This is a genomic window from Micromonospora maris AB-18-032 (genome assembly GCF_000204155.1).
Taxonomy (GTDB): domain Bacteria; phylum Actinomycetota; class Actinomycetes; order Mycobacteriales; family Micromonosporaceae; genus Micromonospora; species Micromonospora gifhornensis.
Window position 1 is genome coordinate 4,301,003 of record NC_015434.1, and the last position, 26,316, is coordinate 4,327,318.

The window sequence follows — 26,316 nt, forward strand, 5'->3', positions numbered from 1 at the left end:
GGGAGGACCGATGCCCACCTACTTCTCACCCGGCATCTACGTCGAGGAGGTGCCCGGTGCCGCCCGACCGATCGGACCGGCCGGTACCAGCACCGCCGCCTTCGTCGGTGTCGCGCCCGACCGCACCGCGCACCTCGGCGAGGCCCTCGCCGTGAACAACTGGACCGACTTCCTGCGCCTGTACGCCGACGGCGACGACTTCGAGAGCACCCCGTTGGCCCGGGCCGTCTTCGGTTTCCTGGACAACGGCGGCACCCGCTGCTGGGTGGTCAACGTCGGGGAGGGCGGCTCGGTCACCGGCACCGGCCGCAAACGCGCCGGCCTCGACCTGCTGGAGGCGGTCGACGAGATCTCCATCGTGGCCACGCCGGGCTTCCACGATCCGGTCTCCCACGAGGCGCTGCTGAGCCTGGCCGAACGCACCCGTTCCATGGTCGCCATCTGCGACCCGCCACCGGACATCGACGACATCTCCACCCTGACCCGGGTCGCCACGCCCGGCTCGACCCGCCCGGCCAAGCCCGCCGACACCGCCGACCCGGACACCCCCGGCTCCGGTGGGTCAGGGGGCGGATCGGGTGGTGGCGGCCCGGTGTCGTACCGGCCCCGGCAGTCGGACTACGGTGCCCTCTACTACCCCTGGCTGCGGGTGCGCGATCCGCTCTCCGGTGACCTGGTGCTCACCCCGCCGAGCGGGCACGTGGCCGGCATCTGGGCCCGCACCGACGCCCTGCGCGGCGTGCACAAGGCACCGGCCAACGAGCCGGTACGCGGCGCGGTCGACCTGGGCCACCTGGTCACCCGGGCCGAGCACGACGTGCTCAACCCCAAGGGTGTGAACGTCATCCGCTACTTCCCCGGCGAGGGCATCCGAGTCTGGGGCGCGCGTACCCTCGCGGCCGAGGCCAGCGAGTGGCGCTACCTGAACGTACGCCGGCTCTCCATCTCCATCGAACAGGCCATCGCCAACGGCACCCGCTGGATGGTGTTCGAGCCGAACGACTTCACCCTGTGGCGCTCGATCCGCCGCGACATCGGCGCCTTCCTGACCCGGGTGTGGCGCGACGGCGCACTGCTGGGCCGTACGCCCGAGGAGGCGTTCTTCGTCAAGTGCGACGAGGAGACCAACCCGGCCGACGTCCGCGACGCCGGCATGGTGGTCGCCCACATCGGCATCGCCGTGGTGAAGCCGGCCGAATTCGTGGTGTTCAAGCTGAGCCAGTGGGCCGGCGGCACCGAGACCGAGACGATTGGAGGCTGACATGCCGACCACGGCCACACCACAGCCGGGCGCCCCGGTCGACCCGTACCGCGCGTACAACTTCAAGCTGCTGGTCAACGGCGTCACCAACGGTCACTTCACCGAGGTCAGCGGCCTGGAGGTGAACATCCCGGCGGTGGCGTACCGGGAGCAGGGCAACGACCGGATCCGGATGATCCCCGGCCAGGTCGAGTACGGCCCGGTCACCCTGCACTTCGGCCTCACCTCGTCGCGGGAGTTGTGGGACTGGGTGCACGCGGTCGCCCGCGGCACGGTGAACCGCCGCAACGTCTCGGTGGTGCTGCTCGACGCCGCCGGCACCGCGGAGGTGCTGCGCTGGAACCTGATCAACGCATGGCCGACGAACTGGCGCGGCGCGCACCTCAACACTCTCAGCCAGGAGATCGCCATCGCAGCGCTGACCCTGCGCTACGAGAGCCTGGAACTGGAGGCCGGCGGTGCCGCGCCGACGACCGCTTAGCCGACTGGCCGACCTGCTCCGGTCCGCGGCACAGGCCGTGGACCGCGTCGCCGACCCTCCGGCAACCTCCCCGGTCACCGGCTCAACAGCCGACGCCACCGCTCTCCCCCGACGTCCGGGCCAACCACCGGAGCACTGGCTGCGAGTGGTCGAGGCACACGCCCCCGGCCTGCTGCACGACCTCCCGCTCGACGGCCCGCCGCCGGCCACCGCAGCGCCTGACCACGGCGGGCCGGACCACGGCGCGGACCACAGCGACGCTGCCGTCTCACTCCACGCCCCGACCACTGCGGACGAAGGCCTGCCCGCGGCGCCCGGCCATACCCCCACCGACCCCTTTGCTCTGCTTCAACCGACGCAACGGCCACTGTCCGAATACCGGACGCCGGGCGTTGCGTGGAGTGAAGCAGAGCAAAGGGAGGTGGGTGAGGTTCCTCGGGGCGCTGCGTCGCCGCACGAGTTGGCGCAGACTGCCGTGAGACCGGGCGAGTCGCCGCAGGCCGTCGTGGGGCCGGGCGGGGCCGGGCAGGTGGTGCCGGACGGCATCGATACGACGGCGCCACGAGACGGTGCGGCGGTTTCGGCGTACGGCGCTGCCAGCAGCGCAGCGGCCGACGGGCCGCGCCCTGCCGACGAGGACGATGAGGACACGGCCGCACCTCGGCGGCTCGGCGGGCCGGTTGCCGGCGGGTCACGCTCGACATCACGGCTGCCCGCCTCGGGTCGACGGGTGAGGCCGGCGGGGCGGCTGTCGTCGAACCGGGCTCAGTTACGTGACGCCGGGCAGCCAGACGCTGTTCCGGTGCCGGGGCAAGGTGGACCTGATAGGTGGGGCGGCGGCCCGGCCCGGGGCGGCGGCCCGGCCCGGGACGATCGCTGGCTCCGGGCGGTCGATGCCGGTCACACCGCCGACGACACGCACCCGGCAGCCAGTGGACCCCCGACCGGGTACGGATCCACCCGCCCCACGGCTGAATACGAGGCCGACCGCGCACCCGTGTCCGGACACCCACGGCGACCTACCGACGGGCACGGATACCCAGGACCACCCACCGACGGTCCCGCGCCCAGCAGCCGAGTCATCGGCGGGCACGAGTTGATCAGCCGGCCGACCAACGGATACGAGCGCACCGGCAGTCCTACGGTCCGGTACCGGCCCGGCGGTCGAGCCGTGGCCGGGGACGGGTTGTGGCCCGGCGGTGGAATACCGGCCGGTGTCGACCAGACAAGCGACGGCAAGCAGTTCACCGGTGGCGAGTGGGCCGGTGGTGGTGCGGGGCGGTGGCCGGACCTCGACCCGTCGGGGCGGTCGGACCGGCGGTGGCGGGTCGACGGGCCGTGGCCGAGGCTGCCTGACGATGCTCCCCTCTGGTCGGTGCCCGACGCCTCGGGTGACGACGGCGCGCACCGGCGTCGGCTCGACCGGGAACAGGCGGGTGACTGATGGAACGGGTGGCCTTCCTCATCGACGCCACGGGTGAGCGGATCGACTGTCTGCTCAACCCGGAGAGTGTCGAGGTGACCCGGCTCGCCGGGGTGCGTCATCGGGGCAGCGCGGGCACCCAGCTCACCGGGGCCGGGCGGGCCGACGATCCGTTGGTCTTCACCGGTGGTGGGCGTACCGAACTCGTTCTTGATCTGCTGTTCGACACCGATTTTGCCGAGGGTCAGGTGCGTCCCGCCGACGTCCGGGAACTGACCCGGCCGTTGTGGCTGCTCGCGGAGAACTCGGCGATGGAGCACGGCTGGGTGCGGCCGCCGCTGGTCCGGCTGGTGTGGGGCAAGACCTGGAACGTGCCGGGGGTGATCGTCGCCGTCGCGGAACGGTTCGACGCGTTCACCGCCACCGGGTCACCGCGCCGGTCCTGGTTGCGGCTCAAGCTGGTCCGGGTCACCGAGGACGCCGACCGGGCCCGGGAGGGCTTCGCCGAGGAACTCGCCGCCGCGCAGACCCCGGCCGTCGCGCCGGGCACGGCCGTGGTCGCCGCCGGCGACGGCAGCGGTGCCGTCGACTCCTCCGGCGTACGCTTCGACCTGCTCGCCCACGACGCGCTGGGTTCGCCGCTGCGCTGGCGGTTGCTTGCCGAACACAACCGGATCACCGACCCGCTCGCGGTGCCCGCCGGTACCGCCCTGGCCGTGCCACCGCTGCCCGAGACCAGCTCTGCCGGGGGCGGGCGGTGACCGGCGTCGGGCCTCGGGCGCTGATCGTGCTGCTCGACGGCGTCGCGCTGGCCGAGGCGCTGACCGGTCAGCTGCGTACGGTCCGGGTGGCCGCCCGGCTGAACCGTCCCACCCAGTGCGAGGCGGTGCTGGCCGCCGGGCCCGGTACGGCGGCCCTGAGCACCCCGGTGCGGCTCGGCGTGAGCCTGGAGGTGCGGCTCGACGGTCAACCGGAGACGCTGTTCCGGGGTGAGGTCACCGCCGTCGAGGTCGAGTACGCCGCCGACGGCGCCGCCACGCTCCGGGTCCGCGCGTACGATCCGCTGCACCGGCTGCGCAAACGGCAACGGTTGCGGGTCTTCGAGTCGGTCACCGTCGCCGAACTGGCCGGTGACCTCTGCGCCGACCTGGGGCTACGCGTCGACGCACAGTGCGACGGGCCACGGTTGGAGCGGCTGGCGCACCACCGGGCCAGCGATCTCGACCTGCTGCTGGCGGTGGCCGGCCGGGCCGGGTTGCACCTGACCGTGCAGGACGACGTGCTGCGGCTGGTGACCTTGCAGGGTGACGGCGACCCGATCCCCCTCGAACTCGGCCACCACGTGCACGGTCTGCGGCTGTCGGTCAACGCCGACACCGCCGCGGGCGAGAGCACGGCGTTGGGCTGGCACCCGCAGCGCGCCGAACCGATCGCGCAGAGCGCCGGCACACCCCGCTGCGGACGTCGTACGCCTGTCGAACCGGACCCGGCCGATGTCGGCGCGGACGGTGCCCGCACCGCGCTGGACCAGCCGGGCCGCAGCGACGACGAGATCGCCGCGCTCGCCCAGGCCCGCCTGGACGTCCGGGCCGCCGCCCTGGTCACCGCCGAGGGTACGGCCGAAGGCGATGCGGCGCTGCGGCCCGGCCGCCGGGTACGCCTGACCGGGGTCGCCGAGGCGGTGGCGGGCACCTACGTCCTCACCGAGGTGGTGCACACCCTCGACGCCGACGGACACCTGACCCGCTTCTCCACCGTCCCACCGCCGGCCCCGCCGGCCGGGCCACCTGCGCCGGCGGTGGTCACCCTGGGCACGGTCACCGACGTGGCGGATCCCGACGGGCTGGGCCGGGTCCGGGTGGAGCTGCCCGCCTACGGCGGTGCGGACGCCGGCTGGCTCGGGGTGCTCTGCCCGGGGGCAGGCCGGGGCAAGGGACTGGTGGCGCTGCCCGATCCCCACGACAGCGTGCTGGTGGCGCTGCCCGGTGGTGAACCCGCCTCCGGCATCGTCCTCGGGTCGCTGTTCGGCGCGGTCGAACCGTACGACGCAGGGATCGACGACGGTCGGGCCCGGCGCTGGTCGCTGCGGACCGCCGGCGGGCAGCAGGTCGTCATCGACGACGTGGCCCGCAGTCTGCGGTTGAGCACCGACGCCGGCAGTTGGCTGGAGTTGACCCCCGACCTGGCCACCCTGCACGCCGCCACCGACCTGGTGCTCTCCGCCCCGGGCCGGGCCATGGTGGTGCGGGCCCGCAGCGTCGACTTCCTGCACGCCGAGACGGTCGAGGACCCGGACACCGCCGCCGAGCAGGCCCGCACCCTCGCCCGCGCCCACCACGAAGGAGGCGGCTGATGCGCTGGATCCACCGCGACTCGGTGATCAGGTGCGACCACGACGGCCGGGTCCGCAACCAGGCCTCGCAGCAGTGGGTGACGATCGCCGGTGTCCCGACGCTTGTGGCCGACGACCCGAAGGGCCGCACGATCGTCGCCTGCCCCAACTACGGCACCACTGTGAAACCCTGCACGACGACCGAAGCGGTGCGGGTCGGCTACAGCAGGTGGGTACGCGTCGACGGTCGACCGGTCGTGCTGTCGCACCTCGAGGGATTCACCAACGGCAGCCCGCCCGGCCAGTTCACCTACCGGGTACGCGATCCCCGGCAGCGGTTCGTGGCGGCCGACCGATGAGGGCGATCAGGTTCGTCGGTGCCGGCTTCGACCCGGGTCGCAGCGGCGGGCTCGGGCTGACCGCCGCCGGCGGGCTGGCCATGACCGACGGCGACGAGACCGTACGCCAGGCGCTGTTCCTGCTGCTGTCCACCACCCCGGGTGAGCGGCTGATGCGGCCCGGCTACGGCTCCCGGCTGCACCGGCTGGTCTTCGCGCCGAACGACGACACCACCGCCGGCCTGGCCATCCACTACGTACGGGCGGCCATCGCCCGCTGGGAGCCGCGCATCGACGTGCTCGACGTCGACGCCGGTCCGGACCCGGACGACGCGTGGCGGCTGGTGATCCGGCTGGACTACCGGATCCGGGCCAGCCTCACGCCGGGCCAGCTGGTCTTCTCCGTCGACCTGCTGCCCGCCGACGACGAACCGGCCGCCGGGCCACCGGCCGGGCCCGGCACCGACGCTGAGGAGGCGCGATGACCCTACCCGTGCCGCACCTGGACGACCGCAGCTTCCTCGACCTGGTCACCGAGGCCCGCGAGCGGATCCAGCAGTCCTGTCCGGGCTGGACCGACCTGTCCGCGCACGACCCCGGCATCGCCCTGCTGGAGGCGTTCGCACACCTCACCGAGGTGATGATCTACCGGCTGAACCAGTTGCCGGAGAAGGCGTACGTCGCCTTCCTGAACCTGCTCGGGGTGAGCCGACACGCGCCGAGCGCCGCCTGGGCGGACGTGGTGTTCACCCGGACCGGGTCGGACGACGCGCCGCTGCGGATCCCGGCCGGTACCCGGGTGGCCGCCGCCCGGGGCGCGGACCCGAGGCCGGTCGTCTTCGTCACCTGTGAACCGGCGTCGCTGGCCGCCGGGCAGCGCGAGGTGACCGTCCGGATGCACCACTGCGAGTTGGTCGAGGCGGAACTGCTGGGGGTCGGCACCGGAGCGCCGGGGCAGGTGCTGCACGCGGCCCGGGCGCCGCTGGCGCGTACCGCCGAGGTGTTGGATCTGCTGCTCGGTGTCGAGGTGCCGGCGGGGTCGGTGGAGCTGGGCGCGGCGGCCCGGGAACACGAGGGCCGCACCTTCGAGATCTGGCGGCCGGTGGACAGCTTCGCCGGCCTCGGCCCGCAGGACAAGGCGTACCTGATCGACAGGTGCTCGGGAAGCGTCACCTTCGCCCCGGCGCTGGACCTGCGGACCACCGACGCGGGGTCGCTGCGCTTCGGCGACGGCCCGGTCGCGGCGGTGCCACCGGCCGGACGGCAGGTGCGGCTGTGGTATCGCGCCGGTGGCGGACCGACCGGCAACGTGGCGGCGGGCACGCTGACCAGCCTGCGCGACCCGCTGCCCGGGGTGAAGGTGGTCAACCCGCTGCCGGCGGTCGGTGGCCGGGAGATGGAGAGCATGGAGTCGGTGCTGCTGCGCGGCCCGTACGCCTTCTTCGCGCAGCAGCGTGCGGTGACCGCCCGTGACTTCGAGGTGCTGGCCACCGCCGCCAGCGGGGTGGCCCGGGCCCGGGCGTTCACCCGCGCCGCCGTCTACAGCTTCGCCCGCCCGGGTGAGGTGGAGACGGTGCTGGTGCCGTACGTGCCGACGCAGGCGCGGCCGGGTGGCGGGCTGCCGGTGGAGGTGTTGCGCGAGCACGAGGTGGAGGAGACCCGCCTGCGGGTCGAGGCGGATCTCGGTCGACGCCGCTCGTTGGGCACCACCTGCCGGGCCAGTTGGGCCCGGTACAAGGCGGTGTCGATCCGGGCCCGGGTGGTGGTCCGCCGGGAGGAGGACGTCGACGCGGTGCGCCGACGCATCCACGACCGGCTGCACCAGACGCTGAGCCCGCTGCCGACCGCGCTCAACCCGACCGGTTGGGCGTTCGGCGAGCCGCTGCGGGCATCGAACGTGTACCGGCTGCTGGAACATGCCGAGCCGGGGGTGCGCTACGTCGAGTCGGTGCGGTTCGTGGTGGACGAGGCACCGGACAACCAGGTGCGTACGTTGGCCGCCGACGAATACCAGGCGAACACCTGGTACGCGGGCAGCGCCGAGGTGCTGTTCCGCTCCACCAACGCCGGTGCCGGCTGGGAACCGGTCGGCCGCTTCGACGCCGAGACCGTGCAGCGGGTGGCGCCCGCTCCTGCCCCGGTCCGACCCGGCATCGTGTCCCGCCCCGGCTCGGTGGCGGTGGCCACCGTACGCGCCGGTGGTGGTTCGCGGGTGCACCTGAGCACCGATCTGGGGGAAACCTGGTCGCTGCTGGCCGACCTGGAGGCACGGATCAGCGACCTGGCCTGGATCGACCGGGACGGCGCGGGTGCGCTGCTGGTCGCCACCGACTCCGGCCTGTACGAGGTGTCCCTGCTGCCCGGCGCGGTGCCGTTGCAGATCCTGGTCGACCCGGCCGACGCCGACCGGGGCTTCTACGCGGTACGCGCGTTCGTCTCCGAACGCGGTGCCCAGGGGGTGGCGGTGGCGGCACAGGCCGGTTTCGGGGTGTACCTGTCGGCGAACGCCGGACGCCCGGGCAGCTTCGCCCACGTGGGTCTGGCCAACGTGGACAACCGGGTGCTCGCCGTGCAGTACGACGGCCCGGCCACCCTGTTGTGGAGCGGCGCCGGCGAGCCGGACCCGAAGAAGTCGGGGCAGGGCTGCTTCCGCGCCCGGCTGTTCGAGTCGGACGTGAAGTGGCAGGCCATGCAGGCGGGCTGGATCGGCGGGACCTGCCGGGACCTGGCCTTCAACGCCACCGTCGCGCTGGCGGCCACCCAGAGCGGCGGGGTGCTGCGGCTGGACACCCTGGCCGGGCAACCGCAGTGGGCGTCGGTGTCGGTCAACTGCGGGCTGCCGCTGCGTGACCGTACCCGGTTCATGCCTGTCGACGCGGTGGCCGCGGCCTCCGGTGGACAGCGGCTGGTGCTGGTCGGGGGCGAACGGGGCGTGTTCCGCAGCACCGACGCGGTCGACTGGTCGGCAAGCGCGAACCAGGCCACCGCCGACGTGGTGACCGTTCCGGACACCTGGCTGCTCTGCTCGGGTGAGCACGACATTGAGGTGGTGCGCCACGATGCGGCGAGCGGGCATTGAGCGGCTGCTGCCCGCGGCGTACCAGCGGGCCTGCGTGCCGGGCAGCGTGCTGTGGGCGCTGCTGGAGGTGATGGAAGGGCTGCACGCCCCCGACGAGGCGGTGCTGGCCGAGGTCGACGCCCTGTTCGCGCCGTACCGGGCGCCCGGGGAGATGGTGGCGTACCTGGCGCGGTGGGTGGCGATGGATCATCTGGTCGCCGCGCCCCGGCGGGACGCGCCGCTGCCGCTGCCGTTGAGCCGGCTGCGGGACCTGGTGGCGCACGGCGCCCACCTGGCGGCCTGGCGGGGCACCCCGGACGGGCTGCGTACCGTGCTGGAGTTGGCCACCGGCGTCACCGGTTTCGTCCTCGACGAACCGCCCGACCGGCCGTTCCACCTGGTGGTCCGGGTGCCGGCGGCCGCCGCCGACCAGGTGGCGCTGATCGGCCGCATCGTCGAGGCGGAGAAGCCGGCCGCGGTCACCGCCGAGGTGATCGTCGACTCCGCCCCAGTCGTCGAGCCCGCTCCGGCGGACCGGGCGGTCGGCCGGGCCAGCGTCCCGTCCGGTCCGGCTGTCACTGAACCGGCCGCCGTCCATCCCGCCGTCGCTGACCCTGTCGATCCCGCTCCGGAGGAACCGTCATGACCACCGAATGGACAGTCGTCGCCGCCGCCGAACAGTTCACCCTGGACGCCCGCAACGCCGGCGAGTTGACCTTCACCGTCTCCAACCCGGGACTGGCACCGGACACTGTGGTGTTCGACGTGGCACCCGGCGAGGGCTCGCAGCGTGCCTGGTTCACCGTCACCGAACCGCAGCGGACGGTGCCCCCGCAGGGCTCGGTGTCGTTCCTGGTCCGCCTGGCCGTGCCACCCGGAACCCCGCCCCGACGGTACGACATGACCGGGTTCGCCTACTCGGCGAACACCGCGCCGGAGGAGAGCTCCCGCTCCAGCGGCCGGGTCACCTATGAGGTGCGGGCGGTGGCGCCGCCGAAGCGTACGCCCTGGCCCTGGATCGCCGCCGCGGCGGCGCTGGTGCTCCTCGTCTCGGCCACGGTGGTGTTCCTGGTGACCCGTGGCGAGGATCCACCACCATCGCCGCCACGGGTGGTGACCATCGAGGCGGAGACCCTGGTGCCCACCGCCCAGGTCGGCTCACCGTCGAACTCTGCCGCGAGCGTGCTGGCGCAGGGAAACTGCTGCCAGGTGGCCTGGTCGCAGGACGCCCAGTTGTTCTTCCTCGGCCGGGCGATCAACGACCGGGTGACCGTACGCGTGGAACTTCCCGCCGAGGCGACCTGGCAGTTCTCCGCCGTGCTGACCACCGCACCCGACTACGCCAACACCGTCTTCCTGATCGACGGCCGGCAGGTCGGTGATCCGTTCATCGGCTTCACCCCGAAGGTGCAGATCACCGACTGGCTCGACGTGGCCCGCGTCCACCTGAGCGCCGGCCCTCACGACATCACCCTGGTCGCGATCGGCAAGACCCAGAGCACCGACAGCTACTTCGCCGGCATCGACACCCTCCGCTTCACCGAACTCCCCCCACCCCACCTCTAACCCCCACCCCTACCCCGCTGGCCTTGGTTGATCAAGACGTTTGTGAGAGGAGGGGTGGGGATGGGTGGGAGACAGAAGGTGCTGGTGGTGGGGCTGGGCGTGTTGCTTGTGGTGTTGTTCGTGGTGGCGGTGGGTGGGGGTCGGGGTGAGCGGGGGGACCCGGCGGGGCGGCATTCGTTCGTGGAGTGGCTCGGGCGGGGCGGTGGTGGGCGGGGCGCGGTCGATCCGGCGACGGTCGAGGCGGAATGCGTCGAGGCGCCGGGGCGACTGGCGGTGGTCGGTGACTGTGAGCTGCGGGTCGCCGACCCGGGCCGACTGCGGACGCTGATCCTGCGCAGCCCGGGAGGGTTCACCGTCGAGGCGCCGGCACCCGGTGACGCCGACGTCACCGTGACCGACACGGTCACCCCGCAGCAGGACGGCACGGAGGCGGTGGCCCGGATCGCCGTGGACCGTCCGGCCACGGTGACGCTGCGCTGCCCCACCGGCTGCCTGGTCACGATCAGCACGCAGTGAGAGCGAGGGGACCTGATGGGCGCGTTACGCAGGCCGTTCCTGCTGCTGGCCATGCTGGCCCTGGTGCTGGCGGTCGGCGTCGAGGTCGGTGCCGGGCTGCTGTTGGGCGGCTCGGACGCCGGGGCGGCGCTGGCCGGCAGCGCCGCCGACCTGGGTGTCGAGGTGTCCGACGTGAGCGGGGTCAGCGAGCCGTCCGGGCGGGGCACCGGCTACCTGGCGCTCGTCGACGCGGCGGCGCTGTGGACCACCGGGCTGTTCTGCCTGGGGCTGGTGCTCCCCGAACGGATCCACGGGCGGGTTCAGGGAGTCGCCACCCTGATCTTCTCGATCGTCCTGATCATCGTGGCGATCCTGGCCCTGGTGATCGCCTTCGTCGAGCTGTCGATCATGGTTTCGCTCTTCCTGGCCCCGCCGTTCGGCACGCTCGCCTATCTGGCGTTGTGGGGCTTCTTCCCGGTCGGGGACTCGGCCGTCCTGCTCGGCCTGGTGCTGCTGCTCAAGCTGGCCTGGGCCGGCCTGCTGCTGCTCGCCCAGCCGAAGTTCATCCAGAACAAGGGCCTGGTGCTGCTGATCGGGACCAGCCTGCTCTGCACGGTGGTGCTGGAGTTCCTGCACCGCCTGGTGCCGGTGATCCTGGTGAGCATCCTCGACGACCTCGGTGCGATCGTCTTCGCCGTGATCGCGATCATCTGGGCCCTGGTGCTGCTGATCGGCGCGATTCCGGCGATCGTCAAGGCGATCCGCGCCACCGCGGCCCTGCGCGCCGAACCCGATCCGCACCGCTAGCGCGTGTCCCAACGACCCCGCCCTCGGGGACACCCGGCCGGCACTCGGGGACCCTGCTTGTCGCGCCTGGCGGCTATGGTTGTCCTGTGATCGGGCTCGGCATGCTCTGGTACCTCGTCGGCATTCTCGCCGACGCGGGTGCCACCGGCCTGGTCACCGGCACCGCCGCGGCAACCGGCGTACTGCTGACGGTGGTGCTCGCCGCGGCGAACCTGCTCCGCCGGGTGGTCACCCCGGCCGAGCTGCGGGTCACCCGCCGGTTGATGCGCGAACGCACCCGCCGCACCGGCGTACCCCGGCACCGTGATCCGGACGCGGCCGGCCGTGCCCGTCCCAGGGCCCCGACGGCGACCCTCGCGGTCGCCTGAGCCTTCTCTTCTGCCGCTCGACGGCGACCGCACCTGACTGGTTCCTGCCCGTTGTCAGTCGTCGGTCGTTCTTCGAGAGGTGCACCATGTCCAATTCGCCCACCCGCCACGCACAGCACACCGGGGGCTGCCGGTGAGTACGCTGTTCAGCCCGCTGATGGCGGTGATCTACGCGGGCATCTCCGCGATCCTGTTGTTCTGGCACGGCGCCTGGCAGTTGGTCTTCGACGACGCACCGCTGCTCGGCACCAACTGGTCGTGGGTGCTCGGCATCGTCTTCCTGGTGCTCACCGTCCGGGCCGTACTCTTTCCGGTCTTCGTCAAGCAGATCAAGGCGCAGCGGGCGATGCAGGCGTTGCAGCCGCAGATCAAGGCGCTCCAGGAGAAGCACAAGGACGACCGGGAAACGCTGCAGAAGGAGCTTGTCGAGCTGTACCGGGCGGGGCAGGCCAATCCGCTGATGGGCTGCCTGCCCATGCTGGTGCAGATTCCCGTCTTCCTCGGTCTGTTCCACGTGCTGCGGCACCTCAAGCCGTCGATGCCGGAGCACATGAAGACGCTGTACGGCTGGACGGTCACCCAGTTCGACAGCGCGTCGACGGCGACCCTGTTCGGCGCTCCCATCGCCGCCAACTTCCGCTCCGGCACGCAGGAGCTGGCGCTGCTCGGCGCGGACGGAGTCACGGTCCGGGTGGTCGCCGCCATCCTGATCGTGATCATGATCGCGACCACCTACCTGAGCAGCCGGCAGATGATCCTGCGGACCGGCTGGGCCGAGGATCCGCAGCAGAAGATGATGCAGCGGTTGATGCTCTACGGCATTCCGCTGTCGCTGCTCGTCTCCGGTCTGATCTTCCCGATCGGCGTGATCATCTACTGGGTCACCACGAACCTGTTCTCCCTCGGGCAGCAGACCTGGGTGCTCCGTAAGTACCCGCCGCCGCCCGTCAACGGCGTCGCCGCCCCGACGGCAGCCACCGACGCCGTCGCGTCAGCACCACCGAAGGTGGGGGCCAGGCCGAAGAAGCGGCGCTGACCAGCCGGACCCTGGTGCGTGGCCTGGGAGGGAACGCACCAGGGTCCGGGCGGTGGTCAGCGCAGCTGCGAGGTGGTCCAGCGGGCCGAGGAGGTGGTCACCGGGGCCAGGTCACCGACCAGGACGGTACGGGCCTGGGCGGCGCGGTGGGCGCTGGTGCCGACCCAGATGTCGACGTCGCCGGGTTCCACCACCCGGGTGAGCGTGCGGTCGGAGAAGGCCAGTCGGGTGGTGGGCACGGACAGCTCGACCGTGACCGACTCCCCCGGCTCCAGGTGGATCCGGCGGTACCCGAGCAGCTGCGCCACCGGCCGGGTCACCGAGGCCACCAGGTCGTGGCCGTAGAGCTGGACCACGTCCTCACCGGCGACCGCGCCGGTGTTGGTGACCCGGACGCTGGCGTGCAGCGTGCCGGTGGTGGGCACGGTGTCGGACACGGTCAGGTCGGCGTACGCGAAGGTGGTGTACGACAGGCCGTGGCCGAACGGCGCCACGGGTGCCGCCGACAGGCTCGTCACCTCGTTGCCCTCCCCCAGCGTGGGGTGCAGGTACGAGTACGGCTGCGCCCCCGCCGAGCTGGGCAGGGTGATCGGCAGCCGGCCCGACGGGTTGACCCGCCCGGAGAGCACGCCCGCGATCGCCCCGGCGCCCTCCTCGCCCGGGAAGAACGCCTGCACCACTGCCGCGCAGCGGTCCAGTGCCCAACCCACCCCGTACGGCCGCCCGCTGAGCAGCACCAGGACGACCGGGGTACCGGTGTCCAGCACGGCCTCGACGAGTTGACGCTGCACGCCCGGCAACTCCAGGTCGTCCCGGTCGCAGCCCTCGCCGACGGTGCCGCGCCCGAACAGGCCGGCGTGGTCACCGACGACCAGCACGGCGACGTCCGCGTCGGACGCCACGGCGACGGCCTCGGCGAAGCCGGACCGGTCCTCGCTGTCCACGGCACAGCCCGCCGCCGAGGTGATCTGCTCGGCACCGAACTCGACCCGCAGCGCGTCGAGCACGGTGGGCACCTCGATGCCGGTCTCCACACCGGGATGCTGGGCGAGCACGTGGTTGAGGAAGGAGTAGCACCCGAACAGCGCCGCCTCGCGGTCGGCGTTCGGGCCGATGACCGCCACCCGACGCCCCGCCGGCAGCGGCAGCACCCCCTGGTTGGCGACCAGGACGATCGACTTCTCGGCCAGCCGACGGGCGATCGCCCGGTGCTCGGGCGAGTCGAGGTCGATCTGTTGCGCCGGCTCGTCGTCGAAGGTGGCGTCGAGCAGACCCAGTTCGAGCTTCTGGCGCAGCACCCGCAGCACCGACCGGTCGATCAGGGCCTCGTCGATCCGGCCGGTACGCACCGACTCGATCAGGGTCAGGTAGGCGTCGCCGGTCGGCAGTTCGATGTCGACACCGGCGGTGAGCGCCTGCACGGCCGCCTCGGCGTGGTCTTCCGCGACGTGGTGCAGCAGGTTCAGGAACGCCACGCCGTAGTAGTCGGCCACCACGGTGCCGTCGAAGCCCCACCGGTCGCGCAGCAACTCGGTCAGCAGGGTCGGATCGGCGGCGACCGGCACGCCGTCGATCTCGGCGTACGAGTGCATGACCGAGCGCACGTTGCCGTCGAGGACCGCCATCTCGAACGGCGGGAGCAGCACGTCGGCGATCTCGCGGGGACCGGCGTGCACCGGAGCGAAGTTGCGCCCGGCCCGGGAGGCGGAGTAGCCGACGAAGTGCTTCAGCGTCGCGTGCACGCCCTCGGACTGCAGGCCGCGCACGTACGACGTGCCGAGGGTGCCGACCAGGTACGGGTCCTCGGCGATGCACTCGTCGACCCGACCCCAGCGCGGGTCCCGAATGACGTCCAGCACCGGGGCGAGCCCCTGGTGGATGCCGAGGGTACGCATCACCGCCCCGATCGCCGCACCCATCTCGGTGACGAGATCCGGGTCGAACGCGGCGCCCCAGGCCAGCGGAGTGGGGAAGGTGGCCGCCTTCCAGGCCGACAACCCGGTCAGGCACTCCTCGTGCACGATCGCCGGGATGCCGAGCCGGGTGCCGGTGACCAGTTCCGACTGGAACTTCCACAGCCAGGAGGCGCGGGCGGCGGGGTCGACCGGACGGGTGCCGTACGGTCGGGTGAGGTGACCCAGACCGTGCCGGGAGAAGGTTTCCAGCCGGCCGACGTCGCCGAACTCGCCCTGCAGCGGGGCGACCGCCTCGCCGTCCTCCTTCTCCCAGAACCCGACGAGCTGCGCGATCTTCTCCTCGATCGTCATCCGACCGAGCAGCTCACGTACGCGCGACTCGCCGTCTGGCCCGTCCCGCCCGTCCGGCCGGTCGTGGCGCGGACCTGGTTGAGCCGGCGCCGACGCGCCCACCACTTGACGGACCTCAGTCATGCTGTGCCTTCCATTTCTGGAGCTTGTGCGGCTGCCGCTCAGCCCTTGACCGCACCTTGCAGGCCTCCGACGATCTGCTTTTCGGCGAAGGTGAAGAACAGTAGGGCTGGCAGCATCGCCAGCGACGTGAAGGCGAGGATGCCGGCCGTGTCGGAGCTGTACTGACTGGAGAACTGCTGCACGCCCAGCGGCAGGGTGTGCAGGCTGGCGTCACCGAGCACGAGCAATGGCAGGAGGAAGGCGTTCCAGCTGGTGACGAAGGCGAGGATGCCGACGGTGACCAGCGCCGGCCGCGACAGCGGCAGCATGATGCGCCAGAGGAAACCGAGCCGGCCGGTGCCGTCGATCGCCGCCGCGTCCTCCAGTTCACGGGGGATGGCCGACAGGAACGGTCGCAGGATGACGATCGTCAGCGGCAGCGAGAACGCGACCTGCGGCAGGATCACCGCGTAGTACGAGTTGATCAGGCCGAGGTCACGCAGCATGAGGTAGAGCGGCAGGATCGCCGCCCCGGCCGGGAACAGCAGTCCGAGGGTGAAGAAGGTGTAGAGCACCTCACGCCCGCGGAAGGTGTACCGGGCCAGCACGAACGCGGCGGAGACCCCGAGGGCCACCACCCCGAGCGTGGTGCCCAGGGAGACCACGGCGCTGTTGAACGCCTGCCGCCAGAAGTTGCCCTGGGTCAGCACCCGGATGTAGTTGTCGAAGACCCACGGGTCGGGCATGCCCGCCGGGTTCGCGACGATCTGCGGGGTGGTGCGGAAACCACCGATCACCACGTAGATCACCGGCGTGATCGACACCGCCGCGACGGCGAGCGCCAAGGCGTAGGTCAGGGGGTTGCCCCAGGACACCGGGCGGCGCTTGGCGGGCGACAGAACGGGGTTCGCGGTCGTCACGTCACTTTGCCTTTCTGGTGATGGCGCCCTCGATGTCGCGGCGGAGCAGGAAGCGTTGGAACAACACCGCCGCCACGAACGAGATGACGAACAGGATCACCGCGATCGCGTTGCCGTAGCCCCAGAGTCGGGCGAAGAAGCCGTTGTCCACCATGTAGGTGGCCATGGTGGCGGACGCGCCGAGCGACCGTACCGCCGGCACCGAGGTCACCCAGATCACGTCGAAGACCTGCAACGAGCCGATCATGGACAGGAACATCCAGATCCGGATGGTCGGGCCCAGCAGCGGCAGGGTGACGTGGCGTTGGATCTGCCACCAGCTCGCCCCGTCGATCTGGGCGGCCTCGCTCAACTCCTGCGGCACGTTGGAGAGCCCGGCCAGCAGCAGGATGATGGCAAACCCGACGTACTTCCAGGTGAGGACGAACAGCAGCGTCCAGATGACGAAGTCGAGGTCGGCGAGCCACGCCTGCACCAGACCGCCCAACCCGATCGAGCGCAGCAGCGCGTCGAACGTGCCGTTCTCGGTCAGGATCAGCTTCCACATGATGCCGACGGTGACCTCGGCCAGCACGTACGGCACGAACGCCAGCAGACGGAACACCGTACGGCCGCGGAAGTGGCGGTTGAGCAGCAGGGCGACGCCCAGCGCGATGGGGCCCTGGATCAGCAGCGATCCGAACACGATGAACGCGTTGTTGCGCAACGCGTCCAGGAAGATCGGGTCCTGGAAGGCCATGACGTAGTTGTCGAAGCCGATGTAATCGGTGGGCGGTCCGACTCCACGCCAGCGGAACAGGCTGTAGTAGAAGGCGAAGCCGATCGGCACCAGGACGAACATCACGTACACGATGATCGCCGGGGTGGTGAGCCCGATGATCTCGTACCACTTGCGTCGCGTCTCGCGGGCCCGGCCGGATTTCCGATCGGCGGGCCGGAGCCCCGCCGGCGGCGCGGACACGCCGCCGGCGGGGTTCAGGGTCTGGTTCACGGAGCTCACTTGCGAGCGGCCGACTTCATCGCGTCGACGACCTGCTGCGGCGTCCCGTTGCCCGCGAAGATGGCGACGATTCCGTCGTTCATCGCGTTGCCGACGGTGCTGCCGAAGGCGGTGTCCAGCCAGAGCTGAACGTAGGTCGCGCTCGTGGTGGCCTCCAGGATGGAGCGCAGCGCCGGGTCCTTGACACCGTCCTCGGCACCCTTGGCGGCAGGCAGGCCCTGGCCGGTCTCGGCGTAGCCCTTCTGCACCTCGGGGCTGACGAGGTACTTGAGGAACTCGACGCACTCCGCCGGGGCGTTCTTGGCGCAGGCGAAGCCGTCGCCGCCACCGAGGGCCGCCTTCGGGTCACCGGGCGAGCCGCTGATCGCCGGCACCGGGAACCAGCCGATGAACTTGTTCAGCGCCTCCTGGTCCTCGGCGACGTTGTCCAGGGTGCCCTTGTTCCAGTCGCCCATCAGCTCCATGGCGGCCTTGCCGTTGGCGAGCAGGCCGTTGGCGCTGGTCGGGTCGTTCTGACCCGGGGTGGCGATGAAGTTGTTCTGGAACGGCTTGGTGTCGATGAAGGCCTTCAGGTCCTCGCCGGCCTTGAGGAAGCACGGGTCCTCGAAGTCGAGGTCCTTGGCGGCCTTCTTCAGGGTGTCGACGGAGCAGGCCCGCAGCGCGAAGTTGTACCACCAGTGGGCGGCCGGCCACTTGTCACCGGCGCCGACCGCGATCGGCACGACGTTGATCGCCTTGAGCTTGGTGACGGCCTCGTTGAGCTCGTCGAACGTGGTCGGCGGGGCCGTGATGCCGGCCTTCGCGAACATGTCCTTGTTGTACCAGATGCCCTCGATACCCATCCGGAACGGCAGTCCGTACTGCTTGCCGTCGACGGCCCAGATCTCGGCGGCGCCGCCGATGTTGGCGACCTCGTCCTTCACCTGCTCGGTGATGTCCTTGAGGTAGCCGGCCTCGACCTGCTCGCGGATCTCACCGCCCCCCCAGGCCTGGAAGATGTCCGGCGGGTCGTTGCTCAGCAGCGCGGCGGGCAGCCGGGTGCGCTGGAGCTGGTTGGTCTCGATTCCCTCGATCTCGATGGTGACCGTGGGGTGGAGCGCGTTGAAGTCCTTGGCAACCTTCTGCCAGTACTCCTTACCGGGACCGTCCTCGCTGGCGTTGTGCCACCAGGTCAGGGTCACCGGGTTCTTGTACAGCTCGCTCTCGGCGGGCTCTTCGGACTCGCCGCCGCTGCATCCGGTGGCAAGTAGTGCGGTGGTGATGGACAGCGCTAGGACGGTTCGTACGCGGCGCTTTATAGCCATCTGTATCTCCTCGACTAGTCAGTCGCGGTGCTCGGCCTGCGGGGGAGTTTTACAGCCGTGTAACCGAGTGTCAATCGGTGTCGATAACGTTTTCGATACGCCGCTCATCGAGCCCCGTCCGCCCTCTATCATCGTCGGCGTGGCGTTCCCGCAGCGTGTCAACATGTCGGACGTGGCCCGCGCGGCCGGCGTCTCCGTGGCAACCGTATCCAAGGTGGTTAATGGCAGGTACGGCGTGGCGCAGGCCACCGTCCAGCGGGTTCAGCAGGTCATCCACCAGCTCGGCTACGAGGCCAGCCTGGGCGCGCAGAGCTTACGCAGTCACCGCACCAACGTCCTGGGCATCCTCGTGGCCGAGTTCGAGCCCTTCTCCACCGAGTTGCTCAAGGGCGCCTCGGCGGGGGTCACCGGCACCGGCTACCAGTTGCTCGCCTACTCCAGCGGCGACGTGGCCGGTACGGCCGTCGGCTGGGAACGGCGCTCGCTGGCCCGGTTGTCCGGAACGCTCATCGACGGTGCCGTCATCGTCACTCCGACGGTGGTGGAGACCAAACAGGGCTTCCACGTCGTCGCCGTCGACCCGCACACCGGCCCCTCGGGGCTGCCCACCGTCGACTCCGACAACTTCGCCGGCGCCGTGCTGGCGACCAACTACCTGCTCTCGCTCGGTCACCGCCGGATCGGGCACATCAGTGGACGCGCCGACCTGGAGTCGTCGCGGCTGCGTGAGGCGGGCTTCCGGCAGGCCATGGCCGACGCGGGGGTGACCGTGGACGAGCGGCTGGTGCGCGTCGGCGGGTTCCGCATCGAGAGCGCCGCCGGCACGGCCGCGGAACTGCTCGCGCTCCCCGACCGGCCGACCGCGGTCTTCGCCGGTAACGACCTGTCCGCGATCTCCACGATCGACGTCGCCCGGAACATGGGCCTGTCGGTGCCCGACGACCTGTCCGTGATCGGCTTCGACAACGTGCCGGAGTCGGCGCTGGTCAACCCGCCGCTGACCACGATCATGCAACCGATACAACGGATGGGCGCCGAGGCGTTGCGCCTGCTCGTCGATCTGATCGCGGGGGTGGAACGCGACATCCACATCCGGCTTCCCACCGAGCTGGTCGTCCGCGCCTCCTGCCGCGCCGTACCGGACTGACCGTCGGTCACCCGCAGAAGGAGTTTGCCGCTCTTCGCGCCATCTGACAGCACGACGACACCACGACGGTATTTTCCGGCTCGCCACCGGCTCCGGAAAGGCGTAACCGCGCCGACACGGTACGGAAACGCCGGGTCGGCCAGTCCCCGTCGATGGGAGAAACGCTGTCATGAGCAGTGTAGGAAGACGTGTCCGCAGGGTGGTCCTGGGCGTCGTCGCGGGCGCCGCGCTGGCCGGGCTGCTGTCGGTCACCGCAGCCGTCGCCGCGCCCCTCGCGGCCGCCGACCGGGCCGCACCGACCGCCCGCACCGACGTCTACATCAAGGATGTCGACGGCGATGTCGGGCTCCAGCCGCACCCGCTGAACCCGCTGTGGGCCAGCCCCGACATCAAGGTCTGCCCGACCCCCGTGGAGTGTGCCACCAGCCAGAACCCGATCGTCGGAATTACCAACTACATCTTCGTCAAGCTGCGCAATCCCGGGCCGTACGGCGCGGGCACCAGCGTCGGAACGCTGCACGTCTACCGGACGACCCCCGGTGGCGGCGCGACCTGGCCGGCCCACTGGACGCACATCGGCGCGGCCACCGTCGCCGCGCCCGCGGGCGTCACGACGGTCACCATCCCGTGGACGGGAGTGCCCGGGCCGGGTCACTTCTGCCTGCTCGCGCGCTGGGTGTCCGACACCGACCCGATGGTCGCCGAGGGCCCGGACATCAGCACCAACACCAGGAACAACAACAACATCGCGTGGCGCAACGTCGACTCGGTGCGACTCAGCGCCGGTGAGACGAATCCGGCCGTGCGACCCTTCGCCATCGGCAACTCGCTGCGGGTGCCGTCCGCCAACGACCTGGTCTTCGAGGCGACCCAACCGTTGCAGGGCATCGGCGGGCGGGTCGTCGTCGACCTCGGTCCGGACCTGTTCGAGCGCTGGCGGGCCGGCGGCGCGGTCGGCACGGGCGTACGCGCAGTGGGCCGCACCCAGGTGGAGATCGTCGAGCCCACCCGGGCCAGTCTCGGCAACCTGCGGCTCAACCCCGGCGAGCGGGTGGAGTTCTCGCTGCTGTTCACAGCGACGACCGCGTCGGACCGGGAGATCGCGTTCAACGTGACCCAGTTCGGCCCGGACGCCTCCGGGGCCAAGCGGACCGACCTCGGCGGCGTGCAGTACCTGATCAGCGCTGTCAAGCGGTAGTGCGAGGGGGTTGCGGCCCGACCGGGCCGCAACCCCCGTCAGCGCAGGCAGACCCAGTCGGTGGCCACGGTGAACCCGCCGGCCTCGGCGAGCAACTGCACCGGACCGGGCGGCGGGACGCCGAGGGAGAACAGGCCCACGGCGTCGACGGAGGTCTCGTCGTAGGTGCCGTCGGCGGTCCGGGCGCTGACCCGGCCGCCCTCGGCCGGGCAGAGTTGGCCGACGACTCCCGCGGCGCTGACCTCGATCTCCAACACGATCGGGCCGCCCCGGAAGGACAGGGTCCGTACGGATGCACCCGACCGGGTCTGCCCCACCGGCTCGTACGCCGAGTCGAAGGTCAGCTCGGCGAGGGTCAGCTCGGCGTCCACCGTCCGCCAGGCGAATGCCGCCCGCGCCGCGGTCAGATATTCCTCGGGCACTCCCCCGGCGTTCCACAGCGCCGCGCCCAACTCCACAGTCAACCGGTCGTCATCGACCGGCGGCCACGGCTCCATCGCGTTCACCCGCCTTCGACGATGCGGACCGATCAGGAACAAGGTACGGCGCGAGGGCCGGACAGTCGCGCAACCTGCGCAGACAACGGGCCTGGGTCGGCCCGATGCTGCCGACCGGTACGCCCAGCCGGTCGGCGATCTGCCGGTAGCTCAGCGGCGGATCGGCCGTCAGCAGCGCGAGCAGTTCCTGACAGCGCGGCGGAAGCTGGGCGAAGCTCTCCCGCAACGCCTGCCGACGCTCCGCGCGCAACAGGTCCTCGTCCGGCGCCGCGACGTTCGCCCAGGTCCCGTGGTGCGCCTCCAGCGCATCGTCGGACGGGTCCACGGGTCGGGTACGCCGACCGAGCCGCGACATCCGGTAACACTCGCGCCGGGTGGTGACGGCCAGCCAGGCGGCCAACGCCTCCGGGTCGCGCAGCCGGCCGAGTTGCTCCACCAGCCGCAGCCAGACGGTCTGGTTGACGTCGGCCGCGTCGGCACCGGTCAGGTCGTGCGAACGGATCACCGAATACACCAGCGGGGTGTACCGGCGTACCAGCTCGACCCAGGCCGACTCGTCCCCGTCCGCGGCGGCGACGACCAGCTCCCTCGTGCTCACGGCACCAGCACTCCGTAGTCGGGGTGCCAGCGGGGTTGCGCGAGCAGCGTCAGCCGGGCCGCGTCGGCGCTCAGCCCGCCGGCGGTCATCAGGGCGGCCAGACGACCGCTGACGTGTGCGGTGGCGAACGACGTGCCGGCCCAGCTGGCGTAGCGGTGGAACACGCGGGTCGGTCGTCCGGGCAACGGCATGATGCCCGCGACGTAGGTGCTGTCGTGCCGACCGAGGGCGCAGGCGTTGACCCACGGCCCGTACCCGCTGTAGTCGGCCGGTACCAGTCCCGCCGGGCCCAGGCTGAGCGCCGCCACCGCCACCACCCGCTCCAGCGCGGCCGGCCACAGTGGCCGGCGGAGGCCGGCGTTGCCCGCCGCCGCCACCACCGCGGTCGTCGACGGCAGCGCGGCCAGGGCGTTGGCCAGTGGCAGCGAGGGCTGGTCGTCGAGGGTGTAGCCGCCCAGGGACAGGTTGATCACGCTGACCTCGGGCGACAGCCGGCTCAGGGCGGCCACCACCATCGACTCGTCGCCGATGCCGGTCGGGTCCAGGGCCGCTTCGGGATCGACCCGTACACCGGGCGCGGCCTGACGCACCACCCCGGCGACGAAGGTGCCGTGACCGCCCTGCGGGGCGAGCACGTCGGCGTACGTGTAGAGCGGGTCCTCGTCGTCGGGCTCGGGCAGGTAGGCGCCGTCGAGCCAGTGCGGATGCTGCTGGCCGGCGTACCGCCAGATGCCGGTGTCGCAGACCCCGACCGTCACCCCCGCGCCCTCGGCGAGCCGGGTCGGGTCCGGTGGCGGCAGCGCGGCGACCGCCCGGGGCGGCCCGGACGGGTTGCCCATGATGTTGCCCAGGCCGAGCAGCACGTGGTGCGGTTGGACCCGCGGGACCGGTTGGCCGGACCACTGCCGGGGGTCGCGCAGCATCCCCACGATCGCCGGAATGTCGGTCTCCGTGGCGAACAGCAGTAGGGTGACTCCGGCGAATCCATCGCCAATGGTGACCGAATGCCCGCGGCTTCTCAGCCAGGCGGCGACCCGACCGGCATCTGCGGCGGCGGCGAGCAGTTGCCGAGGACGGTAAAGGAATTCGCGTCCGGCGACGATGTGCCGCCGCACATTGCGGTCCGCATCCAGCACCCGGGCGAAGGCGAGTTGGTATGCGGTGTCGTCGGGGTCCTGGTCGGCGCGCGATGCGGCCGCCCTCGACCCGATGCCCAGTGGGGTGGCCGCCGCGGCCAGCGCGGAGGCGGTCAGCAGTCGCCGTCGGGACAGCCGATGGGAATTGCCCGTTCGGGGATAGTCAGGAAGCAAGAGTCCTCCCAGATAGCCCAGGAAACGGCAAGTCACTGGTGGCGGGCAAGTCGAATTCCGCAGGCCTCGCCAATTCTTCCAAGCAATCGGCATATGTCAATGGCCTGTCCGGGTGACCGCAATACGGCCACACCCGTGAGACGATTCCCGGGCATTGACAGTACGCGATAGCTGGTGAAACCTTCTCTCATGCCCGACAGCACCGCTGCCGGTGCCGGCATCGCTGCGCTGGCGCTCGACACCGTCCAGCGCCGCCCACGTGAGGCGATCACGATCGCCCAGCGGGTACTCACCACCAGGCACGTCGACGACGACGCACGCTCCACTGCGGAGCGGGCCATCGGCCTGGCGCTGCGGGAACTCAACGACCTGACCGGCGCGCTGCACCACCTGCGCCGGGCGGTCCGCGCCGCCGAGTCGGCCCGGACCCGCGCGCTGGCCCGGATGAGCCTCGGTTACGTCCTGGCCACCGCCGGCCGCACCTCGGCGGCCCTGCGCGCGGTGACCGCCGCGCTGCCGGAGCTCACCGGCGCCGACGCCGGGCGGGCCCGCATGCAGCGCGGGGTGGTGCTGCACTACCGGGGCCGGTACGACGAGGCGGTCCGCGACTACGGGCTGGCCATCGACATCGCCCAGCGTGCAGGCGATCTGCTGCTGGAGGCGCGGGCCCGCAACAACCGGGGGCTGCTCAACGCCCACCGGGGCGGCAACGGCGACGTCGACGACCTCACCCGGGCGGCGAGCATCTTCGGTGAACTCGGGCTGGACCTCGCCGCAGCCGACGCCCGCTGGAACGGCGGCATCGCGGCCGGCCGACGCGGTGACATCGCGGGCGCCCTGCGCCGGTTCGCCGCCGTCGGCGAGGAGTACCACCGTCTCGCCGTACCTCGACCGGCGCTGCTGCTGGACCGCTTCGAGTTGCTGCTGTCGGTGCCCCTGGTCGACGAGGCGACCGAGGTCGCCGCCGCAGCGGTCGACGAACTGCGGCGGCGGGGCATGGCCTCCGACCTCGCCGAGGCGCTGCTGGCCCAGGCACGCGCCGCGCTGCTCGCCGGTGACCTGGACACCGCGACCGAGGCCGCCGCCGCGGCACGAACCCGATTTCGCCGGCAGGGTCGCCGCATCTGGGCCGCCTTCGCCCGACACGTCGAGCTGCGTGCCGAGTTCCGTCGCGGGACCCGCACCGCCGCCCTGTTCGCCGCGATGGTGCGGACGGCCGATCAACTCGACGCGACCGGCTGGCCGGATCCCGCGCAGCTCACCCGGATCGACGCCGGTCTGCTGGCGTCGGCGCTGGGTCGCGTCGACCGCGCCGCACAGTTGTTCGGCACGGTCGCCCGCACGCGGGGTCGGGGGACGGCGCCCCGGCGCGCCCAGGGCTGGTACGCCCAGGCGCTGTGGCATCGGCTGCGCGGCGACGAAGCCGCCGCCGCCCGGGCCCTGCGTCGCGGGTTGGCCGTCCTCGACCGGCACCGGACCTCGCTCGGCGCCACCGAACTGCGCGCCAACAGCGGGGCGTACGGGCAGGAGTTGGCGGCCGAGGGACTGGACATCGCCGTCCGGGCCGGCGCACCGGCGCGGGTGCTGGCCTGGGCGGAGCGGTGGCGCGCGACCGCGCTGCGGAACCGGCCGGCGTTGCCACCCGACGACGCCGAACTCGTCACGGCGCTTGCCGAACTCAGGCTGGTCAGTGGCCTGCTGGAGGACGCGGTGCTGACCGGCCGGCCGGTACGCGTACTGCGCGGCCGGCAGGCCCGGCTGGAGCATCGGATCCGCGACCTGACCCGGCTGGTGACCGGCGCGACGACCACGCCGGCCCCGCCCCGGGTGGGTGAGCTGGCCGACCGGCTCGGCCCTCGGGTGCTCGTCGAACTGTTCGTGCACGGCGACCGGCTCGGGGCGGTGGTGGTCGCCGACGGACGGGCCAGCCTGCACGATCTCGGTCCGTCGGCCGAGGCGACCCGGCTGGCCCGCTGGCACCGCTTCGGGCTGCGTCGGCTGATCGTCACCGGCGACTCGACGGCCGCCCGGACCGGCGCGGCGCACGCCGCGGCGGCGTTGGACCGGCAACTGTTCGACCCGCTGCGGCGGCGGCTGGCCGATCGGCCGCTGGTGATCGTGCCGGTCGGCGCCCTGCACGCGGTCGGCTGGGCGGGGTTGCCCACCTGCGCCGGTCGGGCGGTGACCGTCGCGCCGTCGGCGACCGCCTGGCTCGCCGCCGCGCGGCAGCAGACCTGGGCGGGTACGCCGACGCTGGCCAGCGGCCCACGACTGCCCGCCGGTGCGGTGGAGGTCAAGCGGCTCGCCGAGGTGCTGCCCACCGCCCGCCTGCTCACCGGGTCGAACGCCACCGCCGAGGCGCTGACCGCCGCCCTGGACGGCGCCCCGATGGTGCACATCGCCGCGCACGGCACGTTCCGCGCCGACAACCCCCAGTTCTCCACCCTGGAGTTGGCCGACGGACCGCTGTTCGCCTACGAGTGGGAACGCATCGCCCGACCGCCCGGCTGCGTGGTGCTCTCCGCCTGCGAATCAGGCCTGTCCGGGGTACGCCCCGGCGACGAGATCATGGGTTTCGCGGCGGTCCTGCTGGCGCTGGGCACCCGATGCCTGATCGCCACCGTGCTGCCGGTGCCGGCGGAACCCACCACCGAACTCATGGTGGACCTGCACCTGCGGATGCACGCCGGTGCCGAACCGGCGCAGGCCCTCGCCGCCGCCCAGCGGGCCTTCGTGGCCACCGGCGATCACACCGCCTCGGCCACCGCGGCCGCGTTCGTCTGCCTCGGCGCCGGCTGACCGCGACGC

Annotated in this window: 24 protein-coding genes; 17 read left to right on the forward strand and 7 right to left on the reverse strand. The window is 71.9% G+C overall.

Translation table 11 applies throughout. The features are described 5' to 3' along the window. The first annotated feature begins 10 nt into the window (after positions 1–10). From VAB18032_RS19050 to yidC, 14 genes are all read left to right on the forward strand, one after another. Complete coding sequence (locus tag VAB18032_RS19050; protein WP_013734523.1) at positions 11–1,261, forward strand: phage tail sheath subtilisin-like domain-containing protein; 1,251 nt, start codon at positions 11–13, stop codon at positions 1,259–1,261. 1 nt (position 1,262) lies between these two features. Continuing rightward, complete coding sequence (locus VAB18032_RS19055; RefSeq protein ID WP_013734524.1) at positions 1,263–1,742, forward strand: phage tail protein; 480 nt, start codon at positions 1,263–1,265, stop codon at positions 1,740–1,742. A 1,171-nt stretch (positions 1,743–2,913) separates the two neighbouring features. Next, a complete protein-coding gene (locus tag VAB18032_RS19060) occupies positions 2,914–3,186 on the forward strand; it encodes a hypothetical protein (protein ID WP_043721280.1) in 273 nt (90 codons plus the stop codon). Further along, complete coding sequence (locus VAB18032_RS19065) at positions 3,186–3,926, forward strand: CIS tube protein (protein ID WP_013734527.1); 741 nt, start codon at positions 3,186–3,188, stop codon at positions 3,924–3,926. Before VAB18032_RS19060 ends, VAB18032_RS19065 begins: the two co-directional genes overlap by 1 nt. Beyond that, positions 3,923–5,518 carry a phage baseplate assembly protein V gene (locus VAB18032_RS19070; RefSeq protein ID WP_013734528.1) on the forward strand — a complete coding sequence of 532 codons (1,596 nt, stop codon included), beginning with the start codon at positions 3,923–3,925 and terminating at the stop codon, positions 5,516–5,518. Before VAB18032_RS19065 ends, VAB18032_RS19070 begins: the two co-directional genes overlap by 4 nt. Next, positions 5,518–5,856, forward strand: a complete 339-nt coding sequence (locus VAB18032_RS19075; RefSeq protein WP_013734529.1) for a hypothetical protein — start codon at positions 5,518–5,520, stop codon at positions 5,854–5,856. Before VAB18032_RS19070 ends, VAB18032_RS19075 begins: the two co-directional genes overlap by 1 nt. Further along, positions 5,853–6,320, forward strand: coding sequence for a GPW/gp25 family protein (locus VAB18032_RS19080; protein ID WP_013734530.1), 468 nt, complete (start codon positions 5,853–5,855; stop codon positions 6,318–6,320). The genes VAB18032_RS19075 and VAB18032_RS19080 overlap by 4 nt, the downstream gene beginning before the upstream one ends. Next, entirely contained in the window at positions 6,317–8,914 is a 2,598-nt protein-coding gene (locus VAB18032_RS19085) for a putative baseplate assembly protein (protein ID WP_013734531.1), read from the forward strand. Before VAB18032_RS19080 ends, VAB18032_RS19085 begins: the two co-directional genes overlap by 4 nt. Further along, on the forward strand, positions 8,895–9,539 hold the full coding sequence (locus VAB18032_RS19090) for a phage tail protein (RefSeq protein WP_013734532.1): 645 nt from the start codon (positions 8,895–8,897) through the stop codon (positions 9,537–9,539). The genes VAB18032_RS19085 and VAB18032_RS19090 overlap by 20 nt, the downstream gene beginning before the upstream one ends. Continuing rightward, complete coding sequence (locus VAB18032_RS19095; protein ID WP_013734533.1) at positions 9,536–10,459, forward strand: hypothetical protein; 924 nt, start codon at positions 9,536–9,538, stop codon at positions 10,457–10,459. The genes VAB18032_RS19090 and VAB18032_RS19095 overlap by 4 nt, the downstream gene beginning before the upstream one ends. A 60-nt stretch (positions 10,460–10,519) precedes the next feature. Beyond that, on the forward strand, positions 10,520–10,975 hold the full coding sequence (locus tag VAB18032_RS19100; RefSeq protein ID WP_013734534.1) for a hypothetical protein: 456 nt from the start codon (positions 10,520–10,522) through the stop codon (positions 10,973–10,975). 15 nt (positions 10,976–10,990) lie between these two features. Next, a complete protein-coding gene (locus VAB18032_RS19105) occupies positions 10,991–11,761 on the forward strand; it encodes a hypothetical protein (protein ID WP_013734535.1) in 771 nt (256 codons plus the stop codon). Positions 11,762–11,847: 86 nt separating this feature from the next. After that, a complete protein-coding gene (locus VAB18032_RS19110) occupies positions 11,848–12,129 on the forward strand; it encodes a DUF6412 domain-containing protein (protein WP_013734536.1) in 282 nt (93 codons plus the stop codon). A 157-nt stretch (positions 12,130–12,286) separates the two neighbouring features. Next, the gene (yidC, locus tag VAB18032_RS19115; protein ID WP_043721286.1) at positions 12,287–13,165 is read left to right on the forward strand and encodes a membrane protein insertase YidC; all 879 of its coding nucleotides are present in this window, start codon (positions 12,287–12,289) and stop codon (positions 13,163–13,165) included. Positions 13,166–13,221: 56 nt separating this feature from the next. On the opposite strand, the gene VAB18032_RS19120 is transcribed toward yidC, so the two are convergent. The 4 genes from VAB18032_RS19120 to VAB18032_RS19135 are packed head-to-tail and all read right to left on the reverse strand — an operon-like array spanning position 13,222 to position 18,758. Beyond that, positions 13,222–15,555 (reverse strand): beta-xylosidase/alpha-l-arabinosidase, encoded by a 2,334-nt coding sequence (locus tag VAB18032_RS19120; RefSeq protein ID WP_043721290.1) that lies wholly within the window; start codon positions 15,553–15,555, stop codon positions 13,222–13,224. Positions 15,556–15,593: 38 nt separating this feature from the next. Continuing rightward, complete coding sequence (locus VAB18032_RS19125) at positions 15,594–16,454, reverse strand: carbohydrate ABC transporter permease (protein ID WP_013734539.1); 861 nt, start codon at positions 16,452–16,454, stop codon at positions 15,594–15,596. Position 16,455: 1 nt separating this feature from the next. After that, positions 16,456–17,445: a carbohydrate ABC transporter permease gene (locus tag VAB18032_RS19130; protein WP_232510823.1), complete on the reverse strand. Its 990-nt coding sequence runs from the start codon at positions 17,443–17,445 to the stop codon at positions 16,456–16,458. Positions 17,446–17,450: 5 nt separating this feature from the next. After that, the gene (locus VAB18032_RS19135; protein ID WP_013734541.1) at positions 17,451–18,758 is read right to left on the reverse strand and encodes an ABC transporter substrate-binding protein; all 1,308 of its coding nucleotides are present in this window, start codon (positions 18,756–18,758) and stop codon (positions 17,451–17,453) included. Between the two features lie 139 nt (positions 18,759–18,897). Between VAB18032_RS19135 and VAB18032_RS19140 the strand changes: the two genes are divergently transcribed. Beyond that, the gene (locus VAB18032_RS19140) at positions 18,898–19,905 is read left to right on the forward strand and encodes a LacI family DNA-binding transcriptional regulator (protein ID WP_043721301.1); all 1,008 of its coding nucleotides are present in this window, start codon (positions 18,898–18,900) and stop codon (positions 19,903–19,905) included. Positions 19,906–20,074: 169 nt separating this feature from the next. After that, positions 20,075–21,103 carry a hypothetical protein gene (locus VAB18032_RS19145; RefSeq protein WP_043721303.1) on the forward strand — a complete coding sequence of 343 codons (1,029 nt, stop codon included), beginning with the start codon at positions 20,075–20,077 and terminating at the stop codon, positions 21,101–21,103. Between the two features lie 38 nt (positions 21,104–21,141). On the opposite strand, the gene VAB18032_RS19150 is transcribed toward VAB18032_RS19145, so the two are convergent. From VAB18032_RS19150 to VAB18032_RS19160, 3 genes are read right to left on the reverse strand one after another with little or no spacing between them, the layout of a single operon-like run. Then, a complete protein-coding gene (locus VAB18032_RS19150) occupies positions 21,142–21,600 on the reverse strand; it encodes a hypothetical protein (protein ID WP_013734544.1) in 459 nt (152 codons plus the stop codon). Next, positions 21,575–22,198: an RNA polymerase sigma factor gene (locus VAB18032_RS19155; RefSeq protein ID WP_013734545.1), complete on the reverse strand. Its 624-nt coding sequence runs from the start codon at positions 22,196–22,198 to the stop codon at positions 21,575–21,577. The genes VAB18032_RS19150 and VAB18032_RS19155 overlap by 26 nt, the downstream gene beginning before the upstream one ends. Further along, positions 22,195–23,508: a S8/S53 family peptidase gene (locus VAB18032_RS19160; protein ID WP_013734546.1), complete on the reverse strand. Its 1,314-nt coding sequence runs from the start codon at positions 23,506–23,508 to the stop codon at positions 22,195–22,197. The genes VAB18032_RS19155 and VAB18032_RS19160 overlap by 4 nt, the downstream gene beginning before the upstream one ends. Before the next feature lie 189 nt (positions 23,509–23,697). Here VAB18032_RS19160 and VAB18032_RS19165 point away from each other — a divergent pair, with 189 nt between their 5' ends. Next, positions 23,698–26,307, forward strand: a complete 2,610-nt coding sequence (locus tag VAB18032_RS19165; RefSeq protein ID WP_013734547.1) for a CHAT domain-containing protein — start codon at positions 23,698–23,700, stop codon at positions 26,305–26,307. Positions 26,308–26,316 lie beyond the last annotated feature (9 nt).

Bases quoted from the DNA above. Each gene is read 5' to 3' on its own strand.
- VAB18032_RS19105 (WP_013734535.1), top strand. From the start codon at position 10,991: ATGGGCGCGTTACGCAGGCCGTTCCTGCTGCTGGCCATGCTGGCCCTG.
- VAB18032_RS19145 (WP_043721303.1), top strand. From the start codon at position 20,075: ATGAGCAGTGTAGGAAGACGTGTCCGCAGGGTGGTCCTGGGCGTCGTC.
- VAB18032_RS19090 (WP_013734532.1), top strand. From the start codon at position 8,895: ATGCGGCGAGCGGGCATTGAGCGGCTGCTGCCCGCGGCGTACCAGCGG.
- VAB18032_RS19100 (WP_013734534.1), top strand. From the start codon at position 10,520: ATGGGTGGGAGACAGAAGGTGCTGGTGGTGGGGCTGGGCGTGTTGCTT.
- VAB18032_RS19055 (WP_013734524.1), top strand. From the start codon at position 1,263: ATGCCGACCACGGCCACACCACAGCCGGGCGCCCCGGTCGACCCGTAC.
- VAB18032_RS19120 (WP_043721290.1), bottom strand. From the start codon at position 15,555: ATGACTGAGGTCCGTCAAGTGGTGGGCGCGTCGGCGCCGGCTCAACCA.
- yidC (WP_043721286.1), top strand. From the start codon at position 12,287: ATGGCGGTGATCTACGCGGGCATCTCCGCGATCCTGTTGTTCTGGCAC.
- VAB18032_RS19075 (WP_013734529.1), top strand. From the start codon at position 5,518: ATGCGCTGGATCCACCGCGACTCGGTGATCAGGTGCGACCACGACGGC.
- VAB18032_RS19135 (WP_013734541.1), bottom strand. From the start codon at position 18,758: ATGGCTATAAAGCGCCGCGTACGAACCGTCCTAGCGCTGTCCATCACC.
- VAB18032_RS19165 (WP_013734547.1), top strand. From the start codon at position 23,698: ATGCCCGACAGCACCGCTGCCGGTGCCGGCATCGCTGCGCTGGCGCTC.
- VAB18032_RS19050 (WP_013734523.1), top strand. From the start codon at position 11: ATGCCCACCTACTTCTCACCCGGCATCTACGTCGAGGAGGTGCCCGGT.
- VAB18032_RS19065 (WP_013734527.1), top strand. From the start codon at position 3,186: ATGGAACGGGTGGCCTTCCTCATCGACGCCACGGGTGAGCGGATCGAC.
- VAB18032_RS19095 (WP_013734533.1), top strand. From the start codon at position 9,536: ATGACCACCGAATGGACAGTCGTCGCCGCCGCCGAACAGTTCACCCTG.
- VAB18032_RS19085 (WP_013734531.1), top strand. From the start codon at position 6,317: ATGACCCTACCCGTGCCGCACCTGGACGACCGCAGCTTCCTCGACCTG.
- VAB18032_RS19080 (WP_013734530.1), top strand. From the start codon at position 5,853: ATGAGGGCGATCAGGTTCGTCGGTGCCGGCTTCGACCCGGGTCGCAGC.
- VAB18032_RS19150 (WP_013734544.1), bottom strand. From the start codon at position 21,600: ATGGAGCCGTGGCCGCCGGTCGATGACGACCGGTTGACTGTGGAGTTG.